The 19,437-nt window shown below is 71.8% G+C and carries 17 protein-coding genes and 2 pseudogenes; 2 read left to right on the forward strand and 17 right to left on the reverse strand.

Annotation, left to right across the window (positions count from 1 at the left end; genetic code table 11):
* Positions 1-19 precede the first annotated feature (19 nt).
* A pseudogene (locus tag D581_RS01000000137850) lies at positions 20-1,039 on the reverse strand (glycosyltransferase family 4 protein); the annotation flags it as partial.
* On the opposite strand from D581_RS01000000137850, the pseudogene D581_RS01000000137855 reads away from it, so the two are divergent.
* Positions 1,021-1,476: pseudogene (locus tag D581_RS01000000137855) on the forward strand (LuxR C-terminal-related transcriptional regulator); the annotation flags it as partial. The pseudogenes D581_RS01000000137850 and D581_RS01000000137855 overlap by 19 nt on opposite strands.
* Before the next feature lie 18 nt (positions 1,477-1,494).
* Here D581_RS01000000137855 and D581_RS0129330 read toward each other — a convergent pair.
* The 10 genes from D581_RS0129330 to rpsB all read right to left on the reverse strand — a co-directional run bounded on the left by D581_RS0129330 (position 1,495) and on the right by rpsB (position 12,608).
* Positions 1,495-2,544, reverse strand: coding sequence for an ABC transporter ATP-binding protein (locus D581_RS0129330; RefSeq protein WP_018960712.1), 1,050 nt, complete (start codon positions 2,542-2,544; stop codon positions 1,495-1,497).
* Between the two features lie 5 nt (positions 2,545-2,549).
* On the reverse strand, positions 2,550-4,175 hold the full coding sequence (locus tag D581_RS0129335) for an ABC transporter permease (RefSeq protein WP_018960713.1): 1,626 nt from the start codon (positions 4,173-4,175) through the stop codon (positions 2,550-2,552).
* An 80-nt stretch (positions 4,176-4,255) separates the two neighbouring features.
* Positions 4,256-5,350 carry a thiamine ABC transporter substrate-binding protein gene (locus tag D581_RS0129340; RefSeq protein ID WP_018960714.1) on the reverse strand — a complete coding sequence of 365 codons (1,095 nt, stop codon included), beginning with the start codon at positions 5,348-5,350 and terminating at the stop codon, positions 4,256-4,258.
* Between the two features lie 277 nt (positions 5,351-5,627).
* Positions 5,628-6,734, reverse strand: coding sequence for a dual-specificity RNA methyltransferase RlmN (gene rlmN, locus D581_RS0129345; protein WP_018960715.1), 1,107 nt, complete (start codon positions 6,732-6,734; stop codon positions 5,628-5,630).
* A gap of 181 nt (positions 6,735-6,915) precedes the next feature.
* The gene (locus D581_RS0129350; protein WP_018960716.1) at positions 6,916-7,746 is read right to left on the reverse strand and encodes a class I SAM-dependent methyltransferase; all 831 of its coding nucleotides are present in this window, start codon (positions 7,744-7,746) and stop codon (positions 6,916-6,918) included.
* 272 nt (positions 7,747-8,018) lie between these two features.
* Positions 8,019-9,104 carry a phosphatidate cytidylyltransferase gene (locus D581_RS0129355; protein ID WP_026291018.1) on the reverse strand — a complete coding sequence of 362 codons (1,086 nt, stop codon included), beginning with the start codon at positions 9,102-9,104 and terminating at the stop codon, positions 8,019-8,021.
* Entirely contained in the window at positions 9,104-9,661 is a 558-nt protein-coding gene (gene frr / locus D581_RS0129360) for a ribosome recycling factor (protein ID WP_018960718.1), read from the reverse strand. Before frr ends, D581_RS0129355 begins: the two co-directional genes overlap by 1 nt.
* Positions 9,662-9,783: 122 nt before the next feature.
* The gene (gene pyrH, locus D581_RS0129365; RefSeq protein ID WP_018960719.1) at positions 9,784-10,560 is read right to left on the reverse strand and encodes a UMP kinase; all 777 of its coding nucleotides are present in this window, start codon (positions 10,558-10,560) and stop codon (positions 9,784-9,786) included.
* Positions 10,561-10,721: 161 nt separating this feature from the next.
* Positions 10,722-11,558 carry a translation elongation factor Ts gene (gene tsf, locus D581_RS0129370; protein WP_018960720.1) on the reverse strand — a complete coding sequence of 279 codons (837 nt, stop codon included), beginning with the start codon at positions 11,556-11,558 and terminating at the stop codon, positions 10,722-10,724.
* 99 nt (positions 11,559-11,657) lie between these two features.
* Entirely contained in the window at positions 11,658-12,608 is a 951-nt protein-coding gene (gene rpsB / locus D581_RS0129375; RefSeq protein ID WP_018960721.1) for a 30S ribosomal protein S2, read from the reverse strand.
* A gap of 322 nt (positions 12,609-12,930) precedes the next feature.
* Here rpsB and D581_RS0129380 point away from each other — a divergent pair, with 322 nt between their 5' ends.
* Complete coding sequence (locus tag D581_RS0129380; protein ID WP_018960722.1) at positions 12,931-13,731, forward strand: M23 family metallopeptidase; 801 nt, start codon at positions 12,931-12,933, stop codon at positions 13,729-13,731.
* On the opposite strand, the gene D581_RS0129385 is transcribed toward D581_RS0129380, so the two are convergent.
* The 6 genes from D581_RS0129385 to D581_RS0129410 form a co-directional block, all read right to left on the reverse strand.
* Positions 13,682-14,239, reverse strand: a complete 558-nt coding sequence (locus D581_RS0129385) for a TetR/AcrR family transcriptional regulator (RefSeq protein ID WP_018960723.1) — start codon at positions 14,237-14,239, stop codon at positions 13,682-13,684. The two genes, D581_RS0129380 and D581_RS0129385, sit on opposite strands and share 50 nt — an antisense overlap.
* A gap of 106 nt (positions 14,240-14,345) precedes the next feature.
* On the reverse strand, positions 14,346-15,182 hold the full coding sequence (whiG, locus tag D581_RS0129390) for an RNA polymerase sigma factor WhiG (protein WP_003965944.1): 837 nt from the start codon (positions 15,180-15,182) through the stop codon (positions 14,346-14,348).
* A gap of 254 nt (positions 15,183-15,436) precedes the next feature.
* Positions 15,437-16,549 carry a DNA-processing protein DprA gene (dprA, locus tag D581_RS0129395; protein WP_026291019.1) on the reverse strand — a complete coding sequence of 371 codons (1,113 nt, stop codon included), beginning with the start codon at positions 16,547-16,549 and terminating at the stop codon, positions 15,437-15,439.
* A gap of 386 nt (positions 16,550-16,935) precedes the next feature.
* Entirely contained in the window at positions 16,936-18,558 is a 1,623-nt protein-coding gene (locus tag D581_RS0129400) for a YifB family Mg chelatase-like AAA ATPase (protein WP_026291020.1), read from the reverse strand.
* Positions 18,558-18,917: a YraN family protein gene (locus D581_RS0129405; RefSeq protein WP_018960726.1), complete on the reverse strand. Its 360-nt coding sequence runs from the start codon at positions 18,915-18,917 to the stop codon at positions 18,558-18,560. Before D581_RS0129405 ends, D581_RS0129400 begins: the two co-directional genes overlap by 1 nt.
* 158 nt (positions 18,918-19,075) lie before the next feature.
* Positions 19,076-19,384 (reverse strand): DUF2469 domain-containing protein, encoded by a 309-nt coding sequence (locus tag D581_RS0129410; RefSeq protein ID WP_003965949.1) that lies wholly within the window; start codon positions 19,382-19,384, stop codon positions 19,076-19,078.
* Between the last annotated feature and the right edge of the window lie 53 nt (positions 19,385-19,437).

Raw genomic sequence — 19,437 nt, forward strand, 5'->3', positions numbered from 1 at the left:
GGGGGTCAGCAGCCCCGGGTCACGGGGTCAGCAGTCCCGCGAGGGTGTCGTACGCCCCCTCCCACCCCCACGCCTCGCGGACCCACGCCCGGCCCTTCTCCCCCATCGCCCGGGCCCCCTCCCTGTCCCGCAGCAGCGCCACGAGCCGGTCCGCCACGGCGGCGACGTCGCGCCCGTCGACCACATGTCCCGTCTCCCCGTCCCGTACGGTGTCCGGCGCGCCGCCCGAGTCGCCGACGAGGACCGGCAGCCCGGCTGCGGCGGCCTCCAGAAAGACGATGCCCAGCCCCTCCACCTCCAGACCCCGTCTGCGAGTGCGGCACGGCATGGCGAAGACGTCGCAGGCCGCGTAGTGCTCCGGCATCGCCGCGTGCGGCTGCCCGCCCGCGAGGACCACCGCGTCCGCGACCCCGCTGTCCGTGGCGAGCCGGCGCAGGGTCCGGGCGTAAGGTCCGTCGCCGGTCAGCAGGAGTACGGCGTCGGGTATGGCGCGCCGCACGGCGGGCAGGGCGCGGATCAGGGTGTCCTGGCCCTTGCGCGGGACGAGCCGCGCCGCGCAGAGGATCACGGGCCGCCCGCCCAGGCCGTACCGCTCGCGGACGCCGCCCGCCGGAGGGCGTACGCCGTCCCACTCCCCGGCGCGTGTGGCGTCGCGCGGCCACTCCCGTACGGCTTCGCGCACCGCTTCCCGTACGTGGAACGCCTCCGCGTCCACCCCCGGCGCCAGGCGCACCATGCGGCGGGCGGCGGCCGGGCCGAGTGCGGCGGCGATGGGCGCGCGGGTCGCCTCGCCCAGATAGGTCACGGTGTCGGCGCGGTCGCCGATCCGGCGGAGCAGCGTCCGCGCCCCGGGCGTGCGGGCCCACCACACCTCGTGCCCGTGCGTCGTCGCCACGGCCCGCCGCACCCCGCTCTCCCGGCGCAGCCGGTCCGCCAGCAGCCTGAGCGGGGCGGCGGCCCCGAACCAGACGCTGTCGCAGCCGTGGCGACGGGCGATCTCCACCGCACGGGCGGCGACGCGCGGGACCGGGAGAAGCGACCAAGGCGCTGATGCTGACGACGTTCGGCCTGGACGAGTACGTGTACGACGCCCTCACCGCCGGAGCCAGCGGATTCCTGCTCAAGGACGCGACCTTCCCCGAACTACTGCACGCGGTACGGGTGGTGGCGGACGGCCACGCCCTGCTGGCTCCCGAGATCACCGGGCGGCTCATCGCCGAGTTCACCCGCCAGCGGGTCAGCGCTCCCCCGCCGCGCTCGATCGACGGACTGACCGTGCGCGAGGCGGAGGTGCTCGTGTTGATCGCGCGGGGCCTGTCCAACGCGGCCATCGCCGACCGGCTGACCATCACCGACCACACGGTGAAGACCCACATCAACCGGCTGTTCGCGAAGATGGGGCTGCGGGACCGGGCGCAGGCGGTCATCCTGGCGTACGAACTGGGGCTGGTGGTGGCGGGGACACAGGTTCCCTGAGCCCTGAGCCCTGAGCCCTCAGGAGGCGTCCGCCTCGGGAGCGTCCGCCCCGGCCGCCAGCACCACCGTCTCCGCCGCGTCGAAGCGGACGCCCACGACCGCGCCCTCGTCCGGGGTGTCCCGCAGGGCGCACTCGGCCTCCAGCACCGGCGCGTTCTCGGGCGCCAGGCGTACGGTCACGTGGTTCCCCCGGAAGGTGCGGACGCCGACCGTGCAGCGCAGACCGTCCTCGGGAGCGCCGATCAGGACCCCGGCGGGCCGGACCAGCAGATCCACCTCGCCCTGCGGGGAGCCCTCGGGCACCGGGACCTTGCCCCAGGCGGTGGCGGCGGCCCGACCGGTCACGGTCGCCCCGGTGACGTTGTCGAAGCCGAGGAAGCGGGCGACGAACGCCGAGGCGGGGCGCTGCCAGACGTCCAGCGGGCCGCCCTCCTGCGCGATCCGGCCGTCCCGCATCACGACGACCCGGTCGGCGAGCGCGAACGCCTCGCCCTGGTCGTGCGTGACGGCCAGCACGGTGGTGCCCAGCTCCTGGAAGAGGGTGCGCAGTTCGACGACGAGTCGTTCGCGGAGGCTGCGGTCGAGCTGGCCGAGCGGCTCGTCCAGCATCAGGAGCTTCGGGCGCGGGGCGAGCGCGCGGGCCAGGGCGACGCGCTGCTGCTCACCGCCGGACAGAGCGGCGACCGCGCGGCGCTCGGCCCCGGGCAGACCGACGAGATCCAGCAGCTCGCGGACGCGGTGCTCGGCCTCGGCCCGCCCGACGCCGTGCATCCGGAGCCCGAAGGCGACGTTGGCGCCGACGTCCCGGTGCGGGAAGAGCTGGTGGTCCTGGAACATCAGGCCGAGGCCGCGCCGGTGCACCGGGACGCCGCTCTGGTCCTGTCCGGCCAGCAGGACCCGGCCACCGTCCATGGGCTGGAGCCCGGCCACGGCCCGGAGCAGGGTGGACTTCCCGCTGCCGCTGGGACCGAGCAGGCAGACGATCCGGTGGTCGGCGACCTCCAGGTCGACCGCGTCCAGCGCGGTCCGCTTCCCGAACCGCACGGTGGCTGACTGCAAGCTGAGCATGTCGTTCAGAACTCCCCGGATCGGTCGGTGCGGATACGTTCGAGGAGCAGCAGCGACACCGCGCACACCAGCATCAGGATCGTGCTGAGGGCCATCGCCTGCCCGTAGTTGAGCTCCCCGGACCGGCCCAGCAGCCGGGCGACGGCGACCGGCAGGGTCGGGTTGTCGGGCCGCGCGATGAAGACCGTCGCGCCGAACTCGCCGAGGGAGACGGCGAAGGCGAAGCCGGCGGCCACCAGCACCGCGCGCCGCACCAGCGGCAGATCGACCTCCCGCCAGGCCCGCAGCGGGGAGGCCCCCAGCACGGCGGCTGCCTCCCGCAGCCGGTCGTCCACCGCGCGCAGTACGGGCAGCATGGTCCGTACGACGAAGGGGACGCCGACCAGCGCCTGGGCCAGCGGGACCAGGATCCAGGAGGTGCGCAGGTCGAGCGGCGGCTCGTCCAGGGTGATCAGGAAGCCGAAGCCGACGGTGACGGCGGACACCCCGAGCGGCAGCATCAGCAGCGCGTCGAAGCCGCGGACCAGCCGCCCGGCCCGCCGGGTCAGGGCCGCCGCCGCGAGCCCGCCGACGACGAGCGCGATGAGCGTCGCGACGAGCGCGTACCGCAGGGAGTTGCCGACGGCCTCCAGCGGCGGGACCAGGAAGGTGGAGGAGCCGCCGGACCCGGCCGACTGGAGGGCCCGGTAGTAGCCGAAGCCGTACCCGCCGGCCCCAGCAGCTCCGTCGAAGGAGCGCTCCACCAGGACCCCGAGCGGCAGCAGGATCAGCAGCAGCGCGGTGAGCAGGACGCCGCCGAGCAGTGCCCACTGTCCGGGACCGCGCGGCCTGCGGGAGGTCCGGGCCGGGTCGACCAGCTTCAGCGCCCGCTCCCGGCGGCGTACGGTCACGGCGTGCACGGCGAGGATCGCGCCGACCGCGGCGAACTGCACCAGGGTCAGCACGGCGGCCGTCGGCAGGTCCAGCAGCTGCGCGGTCTGCCGGTAGATCTCCACCTCCAGGGTGGAGTAGGCGGGCCCGCCGAGGATCTGCACGACGCCGAAGGAGGTGAAGGTGAAGAGGAAGACCATCAGCGCGGCGGCGGCGACGGCCGGGGCGAGCGCGGGCAGCGTCACCCGGCGGAAGGCGGCGAACCGTCCGGCGCCGAGCACCCGGGCGGCCTCCTCCTGCCGGGGGTCCAGCTGGGACCAGAGCCCGCCCACCGTCCGTACGACCACGGCGTAGTTGAAGAAGACGTGGGCCAGCAGAATCGCCCACACGGTGGTGTCCAGGCGGACGCCCCACAGCTCGTCGAGAAGCCCGCCCCGCCCCAGGAGCGCCAGGAACGCGGTGCCGACGACGACGGTGGGCAGCACGAACGGCACCGTGACGACCGCCCGCAGCAGCTGCTTGCCGGGGAAGTCGAACCGGGCGAAGACGTACGCCCCGGGCAGGGCGATCAGCAGGGTGAGCGCGGTCGAGGCGAGGGCCTGCCAGGTGGTGAACCAGAGGACGTCGAGGATGTCCGGGCGGGCCAGCACCTCGCCGATCCGCCCGAACTGCCAGTCGCCCCCCGCCTTGAGCCCGCGGCCGACGATCGCGGTCACGGGATAGGCGAAGAACACCACGAAGAACGCCACGGGCACGGCCATCAGGCCGAGCCGCAGCGCGGCCCCGCGCCGCCCGGTCCTGTGCCGTTCCCGGGCGGCCCCGGCGGTCTTCGCCCCGGGCTCTACTTCAGGACCAGCGACTGCCACGACTGGATCCACTGCTCACGGTTGGCGGTGATCTTCTCGGGTGCGACGGTGGGAGGCGTGTCGATCTTCTCGCCGAACTTCGTGAACAGCTCGGGGAGGGCCACGTCCTTCACGACCGGGTTCACGAACATGTTCAACGGCATGTCCTCCTGGAACGTCTTGCTGATCATGAAGTCCAGCAGTGCCTTGCCGCCCGCCTCGTTCTCCGCCCCGGTCAGCAGTCCCGCGTACTCGGTCTGGCGGAAGCAGGTGCCGGTGGCGACCCCGGTGGGGGCCTCCTTGGGCTGCGGGTCGGCGTAGAGCACCTCGACGGGCGGGCTGGAGGCGTAGCTGACGACGAGCGGCCGGTCGGCGTTGGCCTTCTTGCCGCCCGCGGAGCCGGAGAACTCCTCGTTGTAGGCCTGCTCCCAGCCGTCGACGACCTTGACGCCGTTGGCCTTCAGCTTCTTCCAGTACGCCTCGTAGCCGTCCTCGCCCTGGGCTGCGATGGTGCCGAGGAGGAAGCCGAGGCCGGGCGAGGAGCTCGCGGCGTTCTCGGTGACGAGGAGGTTCTTGTACGCGGGCTTCAGCAGGTCATCGAAGGTCTTCGGCGGGGCGAGCTTCTTGTCGGCGAAGTACTTCTTGTCGTAGTTGACGCAGATGTCGCCGGTGTCGACGGGCGTGACCCGCCTCTTCTCGTCCGTCTGCGTGTCCGCCGCGACCGTGTCCAGGCCCTTGGCCTCGTACGCGGTGAACAGACCGTTGTCGAGGGCGCGGGAGAGCAGGGTGTTGTCGACGCCGAAGAAGACGTCGCCGCGCGGGGAGCCCTTGGTGAGGATCTCCTGGTTGAGCGCGGCTCCGGCGTCGCCGCTCTTGAGGATCTCGACCTTGTAGCCGGTCTCCTTCGTGAACGCCTTCAGCACCTTGTCCGAGACGTTGAAGGAGTCGTGGCTCACCAGGGTCACGGTCTTGGAGCCGGGGCCCTTGGACTCCCCGGAGCCGGCGGAACCGTCGTCGCCGCAGCCCGCGAGCACGGTGACGCCGAGAGCGGCGGCGAGCGCTGTCGCCACGTACTTCGTGGTGGTGTTCATGTGATTCCTCCTGGAGATGACCAGGAAGAGACGCGGCCCCGCCCGCCGTCCGGCGAACCGGAAGCGGGCAGGGCGCAACAGCTTGAGTAAGGTCCGAACTTCCTACCCGGAATGACCCGGGCGAGGTTCAGAGGGTCTGCGGCCAACCTGTCCTTGGTGCCGCACTCTCAGCGCTGTGGCGCTCCCCTGTCGGAATATGAAGTTGATTTCGGGCCCAGGCTACACCGGCGGATTTCGGCCGCCCGGGCGGGAGAGGCCAAGGGCTACGGAACAGCCCTCAGCGCTCGGAGGCCGCGAGCTGCCCGCAGGCACCGTCGATCTCCTGGCCGCGGGTGTCCCGGACGGTGACGGGCACGCCGTGGGCGGCGATGGCCTCGACGAAGGCCTTCTCGTCCTCGGGCCGCGAGGCGGTCCACTTCGAGCCGGGCGTGGGGTTCAGCGGGATCAGGTTGACGTGCACCCGCTTGCCCTTGAGCAGCCGGCCGAGCCGGTCGCCCCGCCAAGCCTGGTCGTTGATGTCCCGGATCAGGGCGTACTCGATGGAGATCCGGCGGCCGGACTTCTCCGCGTACTCCCAGGCGGCGTCCAGCACCTCGCGGACGTTCCACCGGGTGTTGACGGGGACCAGGGTGTCGCGCAGCTCGTCGTCCGGGGCGTGCAGCGAGACGGCGAGGCGGCACTTGAAGCCCTCGTCGGCGAAGCGCAGCATGGCCGGGACGAGTCCCACGGTGGAGACGGTGATCCCGCGCTGCGACAGGCCGAGGCCGTCCGGCTCCGGGTCGGTGAGACGGCGGATCGCGCCGACCACCCGGTTGTAGTTGGCAAGCGGCTCGCCCATGCCCATGAAGACGATGTTGGACAGCCGCGCGGGCCCGCCGGGCACCTCGCCGTCGCGCAGGGCGCGCATGCCGTCGACGATCTGGTGCACGATCTCGGCGGTCGACAGGTTGCGGTCGAGGCCGGCCTGCCCGGTGGCGCAGAAGGGGCAGTTCATACCGCAGCCGGCCTGCGAGGAGATGCACATCGTGACGCGGTCGGGGTAGCGCATCAGGACGGACTCGACGAGCGTCCCGTCGTGCAGCTTCCACAGGGTCTTGCGCGTGGTGTCGTCGTCGCAGCTGATGTGCCGCATCACGGACATCAGGTCGGGGAACAGAGCCTCGGCGAGCTTCTCCCGCGATCCGGCCGGGATGTTCGTCCACTCGGCCGGGTCGGCCGCGTACCGCGCGAAGTAGTGCTGCGAGAGCTGCTGGGCGCGGAACGGCTTCTCACCGGTCGCGGCGACCGCTTCCTTGCGCTCGGCGGGCGTGAGGTCGGCGATGTGCCGCGGCGGCTTCTTGGATCCGCGGGGCGCGACGAAAGTGAGTTCTCCGGGCTTAGGCATGGTTCATCCAGTGTCGCAGACACGACGAGGTGCCCCGGGTCATCACCCGGCTCAGCGGTCATCACCCAGCTCAGCGACGCCCCGGGCCCGGACAGTGCCGGTCGTGGATGGTGGTTGTGGGGCGTCGTCGGCGCCCTCCGACGGCCCGCGGACGGCCCGGTCCCATGGCCCCGTCCACAGGTCAGGGCCGTCGGTCGGCGCTGCGGGCGGGAACCGTACCGACGGCCAGGAGGTGCGAGCTGGCGGCGAGGAGTTCCGGGTACGGCTCTGCCATGCGGGCCGCGTCCATGGCTGAGGCGATCAGCTCATCCGTGGGGCCTTCGCCCGGCTGCTGTTCCGCCGCCTTCACCAGCGACCAGGCGGGGCCCTCGACGCCGAAGACCTGCACGTTCTCCAGCCCGGAGGCGACCAGCTCCGCCACCAGCTCTTCGGCTCGGTGGAAGTACGACAGGGTGAACCCCCGCGATCCGTCGTAGACCGCCGTCTCCAGGATCTTGGAGACGGAGTCGTGAATCCGCTCGGTGTGCAGGTGGGCGTACGTGACGTGCTCGAAGAGCGACGCATAGCGATTGATCGCGGCAGCGGCGACCAGCCCGCCGGGCTTGGCCACACGGGAGGCTTCCGCGAGCGCCCGTTGCCGGTCCGCCGGGTCGGGCAGGTGGTAGAGCGGCCCGAGCAGCTGCACGACGTCGAAGGTGTCGTCCGGCTCGGGCAGGTCGCGCGCGTCCCCGACGACCGCCGGGCACACCGCCGACGCGGCCTCGACGTGACGGGGCACCGGGTCCACCAGGGCGACGTCGTAACCGTCCTTCACCAGCCATTCAGCGTGGATCCCCGTCCCCCCGCCCACGTCGAGCACACGCGCCGGCGCGGGGGGCAGGAAGCGCCGGAGGAGTTCCTGGGTCCTGATCAGTTCCATCCGGCCGTCTGCCGAGGTGCGCAGACGGCTGTCCTCGTCGGCCGTCTCGCCGTAGAACCGCATGACGGAGGGTGCTAATTCGGAATGCAGCATGCTCGCAGTTTCCTGGATACCGGTGGACGGGTCCAGTGCGTTAATGGGGGAAAGCCAAGGGGTCCTGAAGTACGAGGAGACCACCGGGACCGGTACGCGCGCATGGCCCGACGGTGACTTCCACGCGGGCCTGCCGGGTCGCCGGACCCGGGCATGGTTCACCCGGTGTCGCGGACAGACGGGCGAGGGCCCGCCGCCCTGTGGACGACGGACCCTCACTCGTAGAACGTGCAGGTGGGACAGGGTGCCGGGGTGCCGGAGTGCCGAAGCAGTCAGCCGGAGCCGACGAACAGCACCAGCAGCAGCCAGACGACCGGCGCGGTCGGCAGGAGCGAGTCCAGCCGGTCCATGATGCCGCCGTGACCGGGGAGCAGGGTGCCCATGTCCTTGATCCCGAGGTCCCGCTTGATCATGGACTCGCCCAGGTCGCCGAGGGTCGCGCTGGCCGCGACCGCGAGGCCGAGCAGCAGGCCCTGCCACCAGGCGCCGTCGTCGATCAGGAACTCCATGCACAGCGCGCCGGCGACCATCGCGAAGGCGACCGCTCCGAACAGGCCCTCGCGGGTCTTCCCGGGGCTGATGCGCGGGGCGAGCTTGTGCGTGCCGAAGCGCCAGCCGACCGCGTACGCCCCCGTGTCGCTGACCACGGTGAGGGTCAGGAAGGTCAGCACCCGCCACGACCCGTCGTCCGCCGTCAGCATCAGGGCGACGAAGGTGGCCAGGAAGGGTACGTAGAAAGCCGCGAAGACCCCGGCCGTGACGTCCTTGAGATACCCGTCCGGCGGCTCGGTCATCCGCCAGACCAGCACCGCGAGGGCGGTCAGGGCCATCGCGATCCAGGCGCCCTCGGGTCCTCGCGCGTAACCCGCGACGACCATCGCGGCTCCGCCGACGGCCAACGGCACCAGGGGCGCCTTGATGCCCTTGCGTTCCTGGAGGCGGGAGGTCAGCTCCCAGAGGCCGACGACGACCGCGGCCACTATCACGCCGATGAAAGCGGCCTTCACGATGAACAGCGAGACGCCGATGACGGCGCCGAGACCCACGCCCACCCCTATGGCGGCGCGCAGATCGCGCCCCGCACGCTTCTTCTGCGGCGGGGGCGGCAGCGGGGTGGACATGGGCTCCTGCGGCTTCTCGTCACGGAACAGGGGGCCGCTGACGTGAGCGGCTTCCCGGTCCCGGTCGTCGCGGCTCTGCGCGTCTCTACCTGCGTCGGGAACGTCCGGCACGTTGGGCATGGGCCGAGTCTGCTGGGCGCCATGCACATCGTGGGCAGGACCCGCCGGGGCAGCCCTCATCTCGGGCGTGCCCCAGCGACCGGCTCCTTGCGGGGCACCCCAGGAAGAGTCGTTCATCAGACTTCGAGCAGCTCGGCTTCCTTGTGCTTGAGCAGCTCGTCCACCTGCGCGACGTACTTCGCGGTGGTGTCGTCAAGCTCCTTCTCGGCGCGGCGCACCTCGTCCTCGCCGGACTCCTTGTCCTTGACGAGCTTGTCGAGGGTCTCCTTGGCCTTGCGGCGGATGGAGCGGATCGAGATCTTGGAGTCCTCGGCCTTGGTCTTGGCGACCTTGATGTACTCCTTGCGGCGGTCCTGGGTGAGCTCGGGGAACGTCACCCGGATGATATTGCCGTCGTTGCTCGGGTTGACGCCGAGGTCGGAGTCGCGGATCGCCTGCTCGATGTTGCGCAGCGCCGTCTTGTCGAACGGCGTCACGACGGCCATCCGCGCCTCGGGAACCGAGAACGAGGCCAGCTGGTTGATCGGGGTCAGCGCGCCGTAGTAGTCGGCGACGATCTTGTTGAACATCGCCGGGTGCGCGCGGCCGGTACGGATCGCGGCGAAGTCCTCTTTCGCGACGACAACGGCCTTCTCCATCTTCTCCTCGGCCTCGAGGAGGATTTCTTCGATCACCACGTGCTCCTGCGTGTCTTGGGTGGGCCCGGCGTCGTCATCGCCTGGCCCTGCGGGTCCTGCGTCGCGTCCTCACCTGCACGGTGTCCGACCGGCAGGCCGTTGTCCATCCTGGGGGGCTGTCAGGCCCGGGTGCTCTCGTCGCTCACGAGCGTGCCGATCTTCTCACCCTTGACCGCGCGAGCGATATTGCCCTCGGTGGTCAGCTCGAAGACGAGGATCGGGAGCTGGTTGTCACGGCAGAGCGTGATGGCGGTGGCGTCCGCGATCTTCAGATTGCGGGTGATCACCTCGCCGTACTCCAGTGCGTCGAACTTCACCGCGTCGGGGTTGCTCTTGGGGTCGGAGTCGTAGACCCCGTCCACGCCGTTCTTCCCCATGAGCAGCGCCTCGGCGTCGATCTCCAGGGCACGCTGGGCGGCGGTGGTGTCGGTGGAGAAGTACGGCATGCCCATACCGGCGCCGAAGATCACCACGCGCCCCTTCTCCAGGTGCCTCACGGCGCGGAGCGGGATGTACGGCTCGGCGACCTGGCCCATGGTGATGGCGGTCTGGACGCGCGAGTCGATGCCCTCCTTCTCCAGGAAGTCCTGGAGCGCCAGGCAGTTCATGACGGTGCCGAGCATGCCCATGTAGTCGGACCGGGCCCGGTCCATGCCGCGCTGCTGGAGCTCGGCGCCGCGGAAGAAGTTGCCTCCTCCGATGACCACCGCGATCTGGGCGCCGTCGCGTACGACGGCGGCGATCTCGCGGGCGATGGTGTGCACGACGTCGGGGTCCACGCCGAGACCGCCGCCGCCGGCGAATGCCTCACCGGAGAGCTTCAGCATGAAGCGCCCGGAACCCTTGTCGTCGTCGCGCTGGTCGTCGGCCTGAATGGCGTCCGCGCCCTTGTCCATGGAAATTCTCCTCGTGCACATACGAAGAAGGCCATTGCCGGTGGGTCTGGTGTCCCTACAGCGGCAATGGCCTCCTCGTCAGATCTGCGGTCGTCCGGCGTGGGTGCGGCCGTCGACTGCACCAGACCCTATCGGGTCCGGTGCTGTTCGCCCGGACGGACTCAGATGCCGACCTTGATGCGCGAGAAGCGCTTCAGGGTGACACCGGCCTCGTCCAGGACCTTCTGGACCGACTTCTTGGCGTCCAGCGCGTACGGCTGGCCCAGGAGGGTGGCCTCCTTGAAGAAGCCGTTGACCCGACCCTCGACGATCTTCGGGAGCGCGGCCTCGGGCTTGCCCTCGGCGCGCGTGGTCTCCTCGGCGACGCGACGCTCGGCCTCGACGACCTCGGCCGGGACGTCCTCGCGGGACAGGTACTTCGGGGCGAAGGCGGCGATGTGCTGCGCGATGCCCTTGGCCAGCTCGGCGTCGGCCTTGTCCAGCTCGACCAGAACACCGATCTGCGGGGGCAGGTCGGGCATGGTGCGGTGCATGTACACACCGACGTAGGCGCCGGTGAACTGCGCGAAGCGGTCCAGGACGATCTTCTCGCCGAGGTTGGCGTTGGCCTCGTCGACGTACGCCTGGACGGTCTTGCCGGCCTCGATCTCGGAGGCGAGGAGCGCCTCGATGTCGGCCGGGGAGGTCGCGGCGACGTGAGCGGCGAGGGTGTTGGCGACGGCCTGGAACTTCTCGCCCTTGGCGACGAAGTCCGTCTCGCACTTCAGCTCAAGAAGGACGCCGGACGTCTGGTCCTCGGAGATGAGGGAGACGACGGCACCGTTCTCGGCAGAGCGGCCCTCGCGCTTGGCGACGCCCTTCTGACCCTTGATACGGAGCGCCTCGACGGCCTTGTCGACGTTGCCGTCGGCCTCGTCGAGCGCCTTCTTGCAGTCCATCATGCCGGCGCCGGTGAGCTCGCGGAGCTTCTTGACGTCAGCGGCGGTGTAGTTCGCCATGAGTCTGTATGTCTCTCTCGAAGTCTGAAAGATCTACGGGTGAACGGCGGGGGCGACGCTTGTGGCGTCGGCCCCCGCCGTCAGCAGCCGTGACGGGTGTCAGGCCTGCTCGGCGTCCGCGTCGGCGGCCGGGGCCTCGGCGGCGGCCGGAGCCTCGACAGCGGCCTCGGCCTCGGCGACGGCCTGGGCCGGCGTCTCGGCGTCGGCTTCGGCGTCCTTCTCGGTCTCGACGGAGGACTGGACCTCGGCGGCAGCCGCGGTCTCGTCCTTCTTGTCGCCCTCGAGCAGGTCGCGCTCCCACTCGGCGAGGGGCTCGCCGGCGGCCTTCTCGCCCGGCTTCGAGTCACCGGTGGCGGCACCGGAGCGGGCGATGAGGCCCTCGGCGACGGCGTCGGCGATCACGCGGGTGAGCAGGGTGACGGAGCGGATCGCGTCGTCGTTGCCCGGGATCTTGTAGTCGACCTCGTCGGGGTCGCAGTTGGTGTCGAGGATCGCGACGACCGGGATGTGGAGCTTGCGCGCCTCACCGACGGCGATGTGCTCCTTCTTGGTGTCGACGATCCAGACGGCGCTGGGCACCTTCTGCATCTCGCGGATACCACCGAGGGTCTTCTCCAGCTTGGCCTTCTCGCGCGAGAGGACCAGGAGCTCCTTCTTGGTGAGGCCGGAGGCGGCCACGTCCTCGAAGTCGATGAGCTCAAGCTCCTTCAGACGCTGAAGGCGCTTGTAGACGGTGGAGAAGTTGGTGAGCATGCCACCGAGCCAACGCTGGTTGACGTACGGCATGCCGACGCGCGTCGCCTGCTCGGCGATGGCCTCCTGGGCCTGCTTCTTCGTACCCACGAACATGATGGAGCCGCCGTGGGCGACGGTCTCCTTGACGAACTCGTAGGCGCGGTCGATGTACGACAGCGACTGGAGCAGGTCGATGATGTAGATGCCGTTGCGCTCGGTGAAGATGAAGCGCTTCATCTTCGGGTTCCAGCGACGGGTCTGGTGACCGAAGTGGACGCCGCTTTCCAGCAGCTCCCGCATCGTGACGACGGCCATGGCCGTACTCCTTGAGGTGCTCGGTTATCGCGACCGCAGGATTGCGCTCGCGCCTGACGCCCCGACGCGCCGTGCCACGAGGGACCGAGGAGCGCGGCCACCTCCGGGAAGGGGGAGGTGGCGGGGCGTGCGAAGTCGACCCGGTGACCCGGATCGCCGTAAGAAGTGTACGGGACCGGTCGGGTGCCTGGTGACGGCGATGTCCACAACCGGGCGACGGTGACGTCCACGGCTGGGTGGCCGCGATATCCACAACCGGTGAGTAGTCCACAGGAACGGTCCTTGATCCCCGGAATCCACGCCTCCGGGCCATCGTGGCGTCATGCCCCTTCAGCCCGGCCCACACCGCTCCCCCGCCCGCCGCTCCCCCGCCCGCCGCACCGCGCTCCTGCCGCTCCTGGTGCTCCTGGTGGTCCTTGTGCTCCCGCTGTGCGTGCCGCTTCCGGCCGGCCCCTGGGCCCCGGGTGGGTCCGTCGTCCCGGCCGGAGCCCTGGCGTCCTCGCCGGGAACGGACACCGACGCGTCCGTCCGTGCGGGCGCCGGCACGGCAGGCGGCACGGGGGATGGCACGGACCGCGGCACGGCAGGCGGCACGGGGGATGGCACGGGCGGCGGCGCCCGGAGCTGGCCGGTTGCGGGGAGGCCCGCGGTGTTACGGGGGTGGGAGCCGCCCGCCGGTCCGTACGGGCCCGGCCATCGCGGCGTGGACCTCGCGGCGGGGCCGGGCGCCCGGGTGCTGGCGGCCACCGACGGCCGGGTGTCGTTCGCGGGCCGGGTGGCGGGGCGGGGCGTGGTCACCGTCGAGGTGGCCGGCAGCGGTTCGCCGCCGCTGCGCACGACGTACGAGCCGGTGCGGGCGCTGGTCGAGGAGGGCGCGAGCGTCCGGACCGGGCAGCCGGTCGGGGTGCTGGAGGAAGGGCCCTTCCACTGCGACGAGGGCTGTCTGCACTGGGGGCTGCGGCGCGGGGACGCCTATCTGGACCCGCTCTCGCTGCTGCCGCCCTCACTGCTGCGGAAGGGCCCCTCGCGGCTGCTGCCGGTGTTCGGGGTGCCGGAGCCGGACGCCGTCCGGGTCAGCCGCTCACGCCGCGCAGGACCATCGCGACGACGGTGTCCGCGATGACGCCCGGCTCCTCCGCGACACCCAGTTCGATACGGCGCACGGCGGCGTCGACCGAACCCTGCATGAGCATGGCGGCCAGTCTCGGCTGTGTGTGGCCGAGGTCGCCCAGCGCTTCGACGATCATGGCGATCAGTCCGCCGTGCGCGGCCCGGATCTTCTCCCGGGCGCCCGCGTCCAGCTCACTCGCCGAGATCGCGACGACCGCACGGTGGCGACGGTCCCCGACGAGGTCGAGCTGCCGGCGCACATAGGCCTCGATCTTCGCCTCGGGCGTCTCGGCGCCCTGCATGGCGTTCTCGACCTCGGCCGCCCAGACGGGGAAGTCGACGGCGCACAGCTCCTCGACGACAGCGGCACGGGAGCGGAAGTACTCGTACACGGAGGAGCGCGCGAGGCCCGTGCGCTCGGCGAGCGCGGGGAAGGTCAGCGCCTCCGTACCGCCCTCGGACAGCAGGGAGCGCGCGGCGTCCAGGAGGGCGCCGCGCTGCATGGTCCGGTGCTCGGCCACCGAGGCCGCTCGAATCCTGGGCACGCCTCCACTCTACGGCGGCAGGGGTGCGGGGGAAGGGCACGGCCGCCGATCGGATGGCCGGAGAGTGCCCGGAAGGGGGGTGTCAGCGGCCCGCGTCGGCCAGCTTCGCCCGGAGCTGGAGCACGGACTTGGTGTGGATCTGGCTGACCCTGCTCTCGGTCACCCCGAGGACGTTGCCGATCTCCGCGAGGGTGAGCCCCTCGTAGTAGTAGAGGGTCACCACGGTCTTCTCGCGGTCGGGGAGAGTGTTGATGGCCCGCGCGAGCAGTCTTCTCAGCTCACGGTCCTCGGCGACCTCCACCGGATTGTCCGCGGCGGTGTCCTCCAGGGTGTCCATCAGGCTCAGCCGGTCGCCGCCCTCGCCGCCGACGTGCAGCAGCTCCTCCAGAGCGACCACGTTGGCCAGCGACAACTGGCTGAAAACAGCGTGCAGTTCCTCCAGCGCGATGCCCATCTCCGAGGCGACCTCGGCCTCCGACGGCGTACGCCGGAACTGCGCCTCCAGCGTGGCGTACGCGCGCTCCACGTTCCGCGCCTTCTGGCGGACGGACCGCGGGATCCAGTCCAGGGCCCGGAGTTCGTCGATCATCGCGCCGCGGATCCTGGTGATCGCGTACGTCTCGAACTTGATGGCCCGTTCGATGTCGAACTTCTCGATGGCGTCGATCAGCCCGAAGACCCCGGAGGAGACGAAGTCGGCCTGCTCGACGTTGGACGGCAGCCCCACGCTCACCCGGCCCGCGACGTACTTCACGAGCGGCGAGTAGTGCAGGATCAGCTGCTCCCGCAGTCGCTCGTCGCCCGTGGTCTTGTACGAGCGCCACAACTCGTCGAGGGAGGAGGGGGCGGGAGGGCGCACAGTGCCACGCGCAACCGGTGGTACTGCCGCGCGGTCAGACCCGGAGGTGTGCTGGGGCATGTGGTGCCTTGAGCCGTTCTGCCGTGAAGTGCTGGGGGACTTTTGTCTGGGGCGGAATCCTTGTGAGCGTAGCGTGACTGCGACGTCGCGGTCCGCGCAGGACGGGAGATCCCTGCCGCCTGGTTGCGTTGCGCCCCTCACGCCGTCCGCGCCCGCCGGAGGCCGGGGCCGCCGCCGTGGGCACGGGCCCTGAACAGGTCACCGATCGATCGTGCGAGGTCATCGGCCTTACCTTTTCACCCGAATGCTCCAGGTCAAGTACCGCCTCGCCGCGCGTCGTCGTTGCGTGCCGACGGAAGCGTCAATCGCCAGCCGTCGCCTTCGCGTTCGACGAACCCCAGTGAGTGCAGTTCGTACAGTCGACCGAGCGTTTCGTCGGCGGACGTCCCCGCGGTGCGGGCGAGGTCACGAGGGTGGGCGACGCCGTGGTAAGGGAGTGCGTCGAGGACCCGCGCGGTGACCCCGTCCAGGTGGTCCCTGGGCAGCACCGACCCCCGGCGGACCGGTGGGAGGTCGCCGATGTCCCCGACCAGCTCGACGACTTCGTCCGCGTCGGTGACGAGCAGGCCCTCACCGCGCAACAGCTCGTGGACCCCTGCCGACAGTCCGCTGGTGGCGGGGCCGGGGACCCCCATCGCGAAGCGGCCGAGCCGTTGCGCCTGGCGGGCGGTGACCAGCGAACCGCTGCGGTATTCGGCCTCCACCACGACCGTCCCCCTGGTCAGCGCGGCGATGACACGGTTGCGCAGGATGAATCGGCTGCGGGTGGGGTGGGACGACGGGGGCAACTCGGCTACGATGAGGCCCTGTTGTGCCAGCCGCCCGAGCAACTCGGCGTGCCCGCGCGGGTAGGCGACGTCGACCCCGCAGGCCAGCACCGCCGTCGTCGCTCCGCCCGCGGCCAGCGCGCCGCGGTGGGCGGCCCCGTCCACCCCGAACGCCGCGCCCGACACCACCACCCAGCCCCGCTCGGCGAGCCCGGAGGCGAGGGCCGCCGCCATGTGCGCCCCGTACGGGGTGCAGGCCCGCGCGCCGACCACCGCGACCGAGCGCAGGGACCACAGGCGCAGATCGGGCCGCCCCCGCACCCAGAGCCCGACGGGCCGCGCGTCGCCCAGGTCGTCCAGTTGGCTCGGCCACTCCCGGTCCCCCGGGCAGACGAAGCGCCCGCCCACCGCGGCGACCGCGGCCAGGTCCCGCCCCGGCTCCGCTCCGGCGGCCCGCAGCCGGTAGCCCCCGAGCCGTGCGGCCGTCATCCCCGGCAGCCTCTCGGCGGAGCCGTCCTCGACGGTGAGCCTGCGCATCAGCTCGACGGGGCCGGTCCGCCGGAGCCAGCGCCCCGCGCGCTCGTCCCCCGGCTCCAGCACCCGGGTCAGCGCGGCCCTGGCCAGCCGCTCCGCCTCCCTGTGCCGCACGGGATCCCGGACACTGTCCCGGACCGGCTCCGGCCCGAGCCCCCGGCCACCGGACCGCGCGGCGCACTCCCGGTCCGGCTCCGCCCCATGGTCCATGTCACCGTCCCGGACCGGCTCCGCCCCGAGCCCCCGGGCGCCGGACCGCACGGCGCACTCCCGGCCAGGCTCCGCCCCGTACTCCTGATCCGACTCCACGCCACCCTCCCGGACCGCCCCCGCCCCGCACTGCCGGTCCGGCCCGCGCCCTCGGCTCTCGCCCGGGCCGCCGTCCCGGACCGGCTCCCGGCCAGGCCCCGGCGGGCACCCCGGACCCGGTAGCCCCTCCCCCGTCAGCCCGGTCATCGCTCCCCCACCCCCATCGGCACCCCGCGCTGGATGCCCGTACGCAGTTCCAGGGCGACCGCCACGTCGGAGGCGTCCGGGCGGGCGGCTCCCCGCAGGTCCGCCACGGTCCACGCCACCCTCAGCACCCGGTCCAGTCCCCGGGCCGTAAGGGTCCCGCGCTCCAGATCCCGCTCCGCGGCCGCCAGCGCTCCCGGGGCGGCGAGCAGCCGGGTCCGCAGCTCGTGGCCCGGCACCTCGCTGTTCGTGGTCCACGGGGTGCCGGCCAGCCGCTCGGCCGCCCGCGCCCTCGCGTCCCGCACCCGTGCGGCGACGACGGCCGTCGACTCGCCCCGGCCGCCCTGCCCCAGGAGGTCCGCGCGGTCGACCGGCTCCACCTCGACCCGCAGGTCCACCCGGTCCAGGAGGGGCCCGGACAGCCGCGCCTGATAGCGGCGGACGACCGAGGGCGGGCACTCGCAGCCCGCGCCGGTGAGCGAGTGCCGGCCGCAGGGGCACGGATTGGCGGCCAGCACCATCAGGAAACGGGCCGGCAGCCGCACCACCCCCGCGGATCGCGCGACCACCACATGCCCCGACTCCAGCGGCTGCCGCAGCGCGTCGAGGACCTTGCCCGAGAACTCGGGGGCCTCGTCCAGAAAGAGCACCCCGCGGTGGGCCAGGGACACCGCCCCGGGCCTCGGCATCCCGTTGCCCCCGCCGACCAGGGACTGCATGGTCGCCGAGTGGTGCGGGGCGCAGTAGGGCGCCCGGGAGACGAGCGGTTCACCCGGGGGGAGGATGCCCGCCACGGAGTGGACCGCCGTCACTTCGAGGGATTCCTGCCGGGTCAACGGCGGCAGGACCGACGACAGCCGCTCGGCCAGCATGGTCTTGCCGGCGCCTGGCGGGCCCGAGAACAGCAGATGGTGTCCCCCGGCTGCGGCCACCTCCAGGGCCTGGCGCGGGCGCGGCTGCCCCGCGACGTCCGCCAGGTCGGGCCGGTGCCCGTCGCCCCGCCCGGCGGCCGGCACGAGCCCCGTACCGAGGCCCGTGCCCGGGATCAGGAGCCCGGCCAGCATGGCGTCGGGGCGTCCCTGGCCGTCGACCGGCTCCTCGGGCACCGGTTCGTCGCACAGGACGGCGATGAGCTGGCGCAGGCTCCGGACGCCGAGGACCGAGACCCCCGGCACCAGGGCCGCCTCCCCGGCCGTCTGCTCGGGGACGACGACCTGCTCGTACCCCGCCTCGGCCGCCGCGAGGACGGCGGGTAACACGCCCCGCACCGGACGGACCCGGCCGTCCAGACCCAGCTCGCCGATCATCACCACATCGGCGATCGCGGCGGGGTCGATCCGCTCCGCCGCGCCGAGGACCGCACACGCGACGGCGAGGTCGAAACCCGAACCGCTCTTCGGCACGGAGGCCGGGGAGAGGCCGACCGTGAGCTTCTTCTGCGGCCACTCGGCACCGGAGTTGACCACGGCGGCCCGCACCCGGTCCCGGCTCTCGACCAGGCTCTTGTCCGGCAGTCCGACCAGGGTGAAGGCCGCCACGCCCGGCTCCAGGTCCGCCTGGACCTCCACCACCACGCCCTCGACGCCGACCAGTGCCACGGAACACGCTCGTGCGAAGCCCATCAGGACACCCCCCGGGCGTGCTCCGCGACCGGGGCTCCGCGCCGGGGCACGGTCACCCCGATCAGATCGATGCGGACCCCGCCGGGCGGTGGCCCGCCGTGCCGGTCGAGCCAGATCTCGGCGAGCCGTCGCAGCCGGTCCGCCTTGACCGGACCGACCGCCGCCATGGGGTGTTCGAACCCTTGTGACCTGCGTGTCTTCACCTCGCAGAAGACCAGCGCGTCGCCGTCCCTGGCCACGATGTCGATCTCTCCGGCGCGACAGCGCCAGTTGCGCTCGACCACCGCCATTCCGGCTTCGGCCAGCAGCCGCGCCGCCAGGTCCTCGCCGTACCGCCCGAGTGCCCCCCGTGCGTTCATATCGGCACCACCTCCGGCACCGACTGTGCCCCGGCCCGCCCCAAGATGTGGATCTTGGTGGACAACTCCGCGGATGTGGAAAACCCGGCCACCCGCAAGGGTGACCGGGTCGTATCCGCGACGCGCGTATCGGGGGCCCGGCACCGGGCAGCGCGGGGTCAGCCTCCCGGAAGTTCCAGATCGCTCTTGTTGAGCTCTTCGATGTTGACGTCCTTGAAGGTCAGCACGCGGACCTGCTTGACGAACCTCGCGGGCCGGTACATGTCCCAGACCCAGGCGTCCGCCATGGACACCTCGAAGAAAACCTCACCCTGGACGGAGTGCACCTGCATCTCGTAGTCGTTGGTGAGGTAGAAGCGCCGTTCGGTCTCGATCACATATTTGAACAGACCGACGACATCGCGGTACTCCCGGTAGAGCTTCAGCTCCATCTCGGTCTCGTACTTCTCGAGGTCCTCGGCGCTCATGGCATGTTTCCCCTTCAGCCGTGCGTGCCCCCATTGTGCGTCAGCCTCCGACG

It is taken from the genome of Streptomyces sp. CNB091 (assembly GCF_000377965.1).

Excerpts from the sequence above, each read along its gene's own strand:
- D581_RS0129330 (WP_018960712.1), bottom strand. The coding sequence starts at position 2,544 with ATGCTCAGCTTGCAGTCAGCCACCGTGCGGTTCGGGAAGCGGACCGCG.
- D581_RS0129335 (WP_018960713.1), bottom strand. The coding sequence starts at position 4,175 with ATGGCCGTGCCCGTGGCGTTCTTCGTGGTGTTCTTCGCCTATCCCGTG.
- D581_RS0129340 (WP_018960714.1), bottom strand. The coding sequence starts at position 5,350 with ATGAACACCACCACGAAGTACGTGGCGACAGCGCTCGCCGCCGCTCTC.
- rlmN (WP_018960715.1), bottom strand. The coding sequence starts at position 6,734 with ATGCCTAAGCCCGGAGAACTCACTTTCGTCGCGCCCCGCGGATCCAAG.
- D581_RS0129350 (WP_018960716.1), bottom strand. The coding sequence starts at position 7,746 with ATGCTGCATTCCGAATTAGCACCCTCCGTCATGCGGTTCTACGGCGAG.
- D581_RS0129355 (WP_026291018.1), bottom strand. The coding sequence starts at position 9,104 with ATGAACGACTCTTCCTGGGGTGCCCCGCAAGGAGCCGGTCGCTGGGGC.
- pyrH (WP_018960719.1), bottom strand. The coding sequence starts at position 10,560 with ATGGACAAGGGCGCGGACGCCATTCAGGCCGACGACCAGCGCGACGAC.
- tsf (WP_018960720.1), bottom strand. The coding sequence starts at position 11,558 with ATGGCGAACTACACCGCCGCTGACGTCAAGAAGCTCCGCGAGCTCACC.
- rpsB (WP_018960721.1), bottom strand. The coding sequence starts at position 12,608 with ATGGCCGTCGTCACGATGCGGGAGCTGCTGGAAAGCGGCGTCCACTTC.
- D581_RS0129380 (WP_018960722.1), top strand. The coding sequence starts at position 12,931 with ATGCCCCTTCAGCCCGGCCCACACCGCTCCCCCGCCCGCCGCTCCCCC.
- whiG (WP_003965944.1), bottom strand. The coding sequence starts at position 15,182 with ATGCCCCAGCACACCTCCGGGTCTGACCGCGCGGCAGTACCACCGGTT.
- D581_RS0129400 (WP_026291020.1), bottom strand. The coding sequence starts at position 18,558 with ATGGGCTTCGCACGAGCGTGTTCCGTGGCACTGGTCGGCGTCGAGGGC.
- D581_RS0129405 (WP_018960726.1), bottom strand. The coding sequence starts at position 18,917 with ATGAACGCACGGGGGGCACTCGGGCGGTACGGCGAGGACCTGGCGGCG.
- D581_RS0129410 (WP_003965949.1), bottom strand. The coding sequence starts at position 19,384 with ATGAGCGCCGAGGACCTCGAGAAGTACGAGACCGAGATGGAGCTGAAG.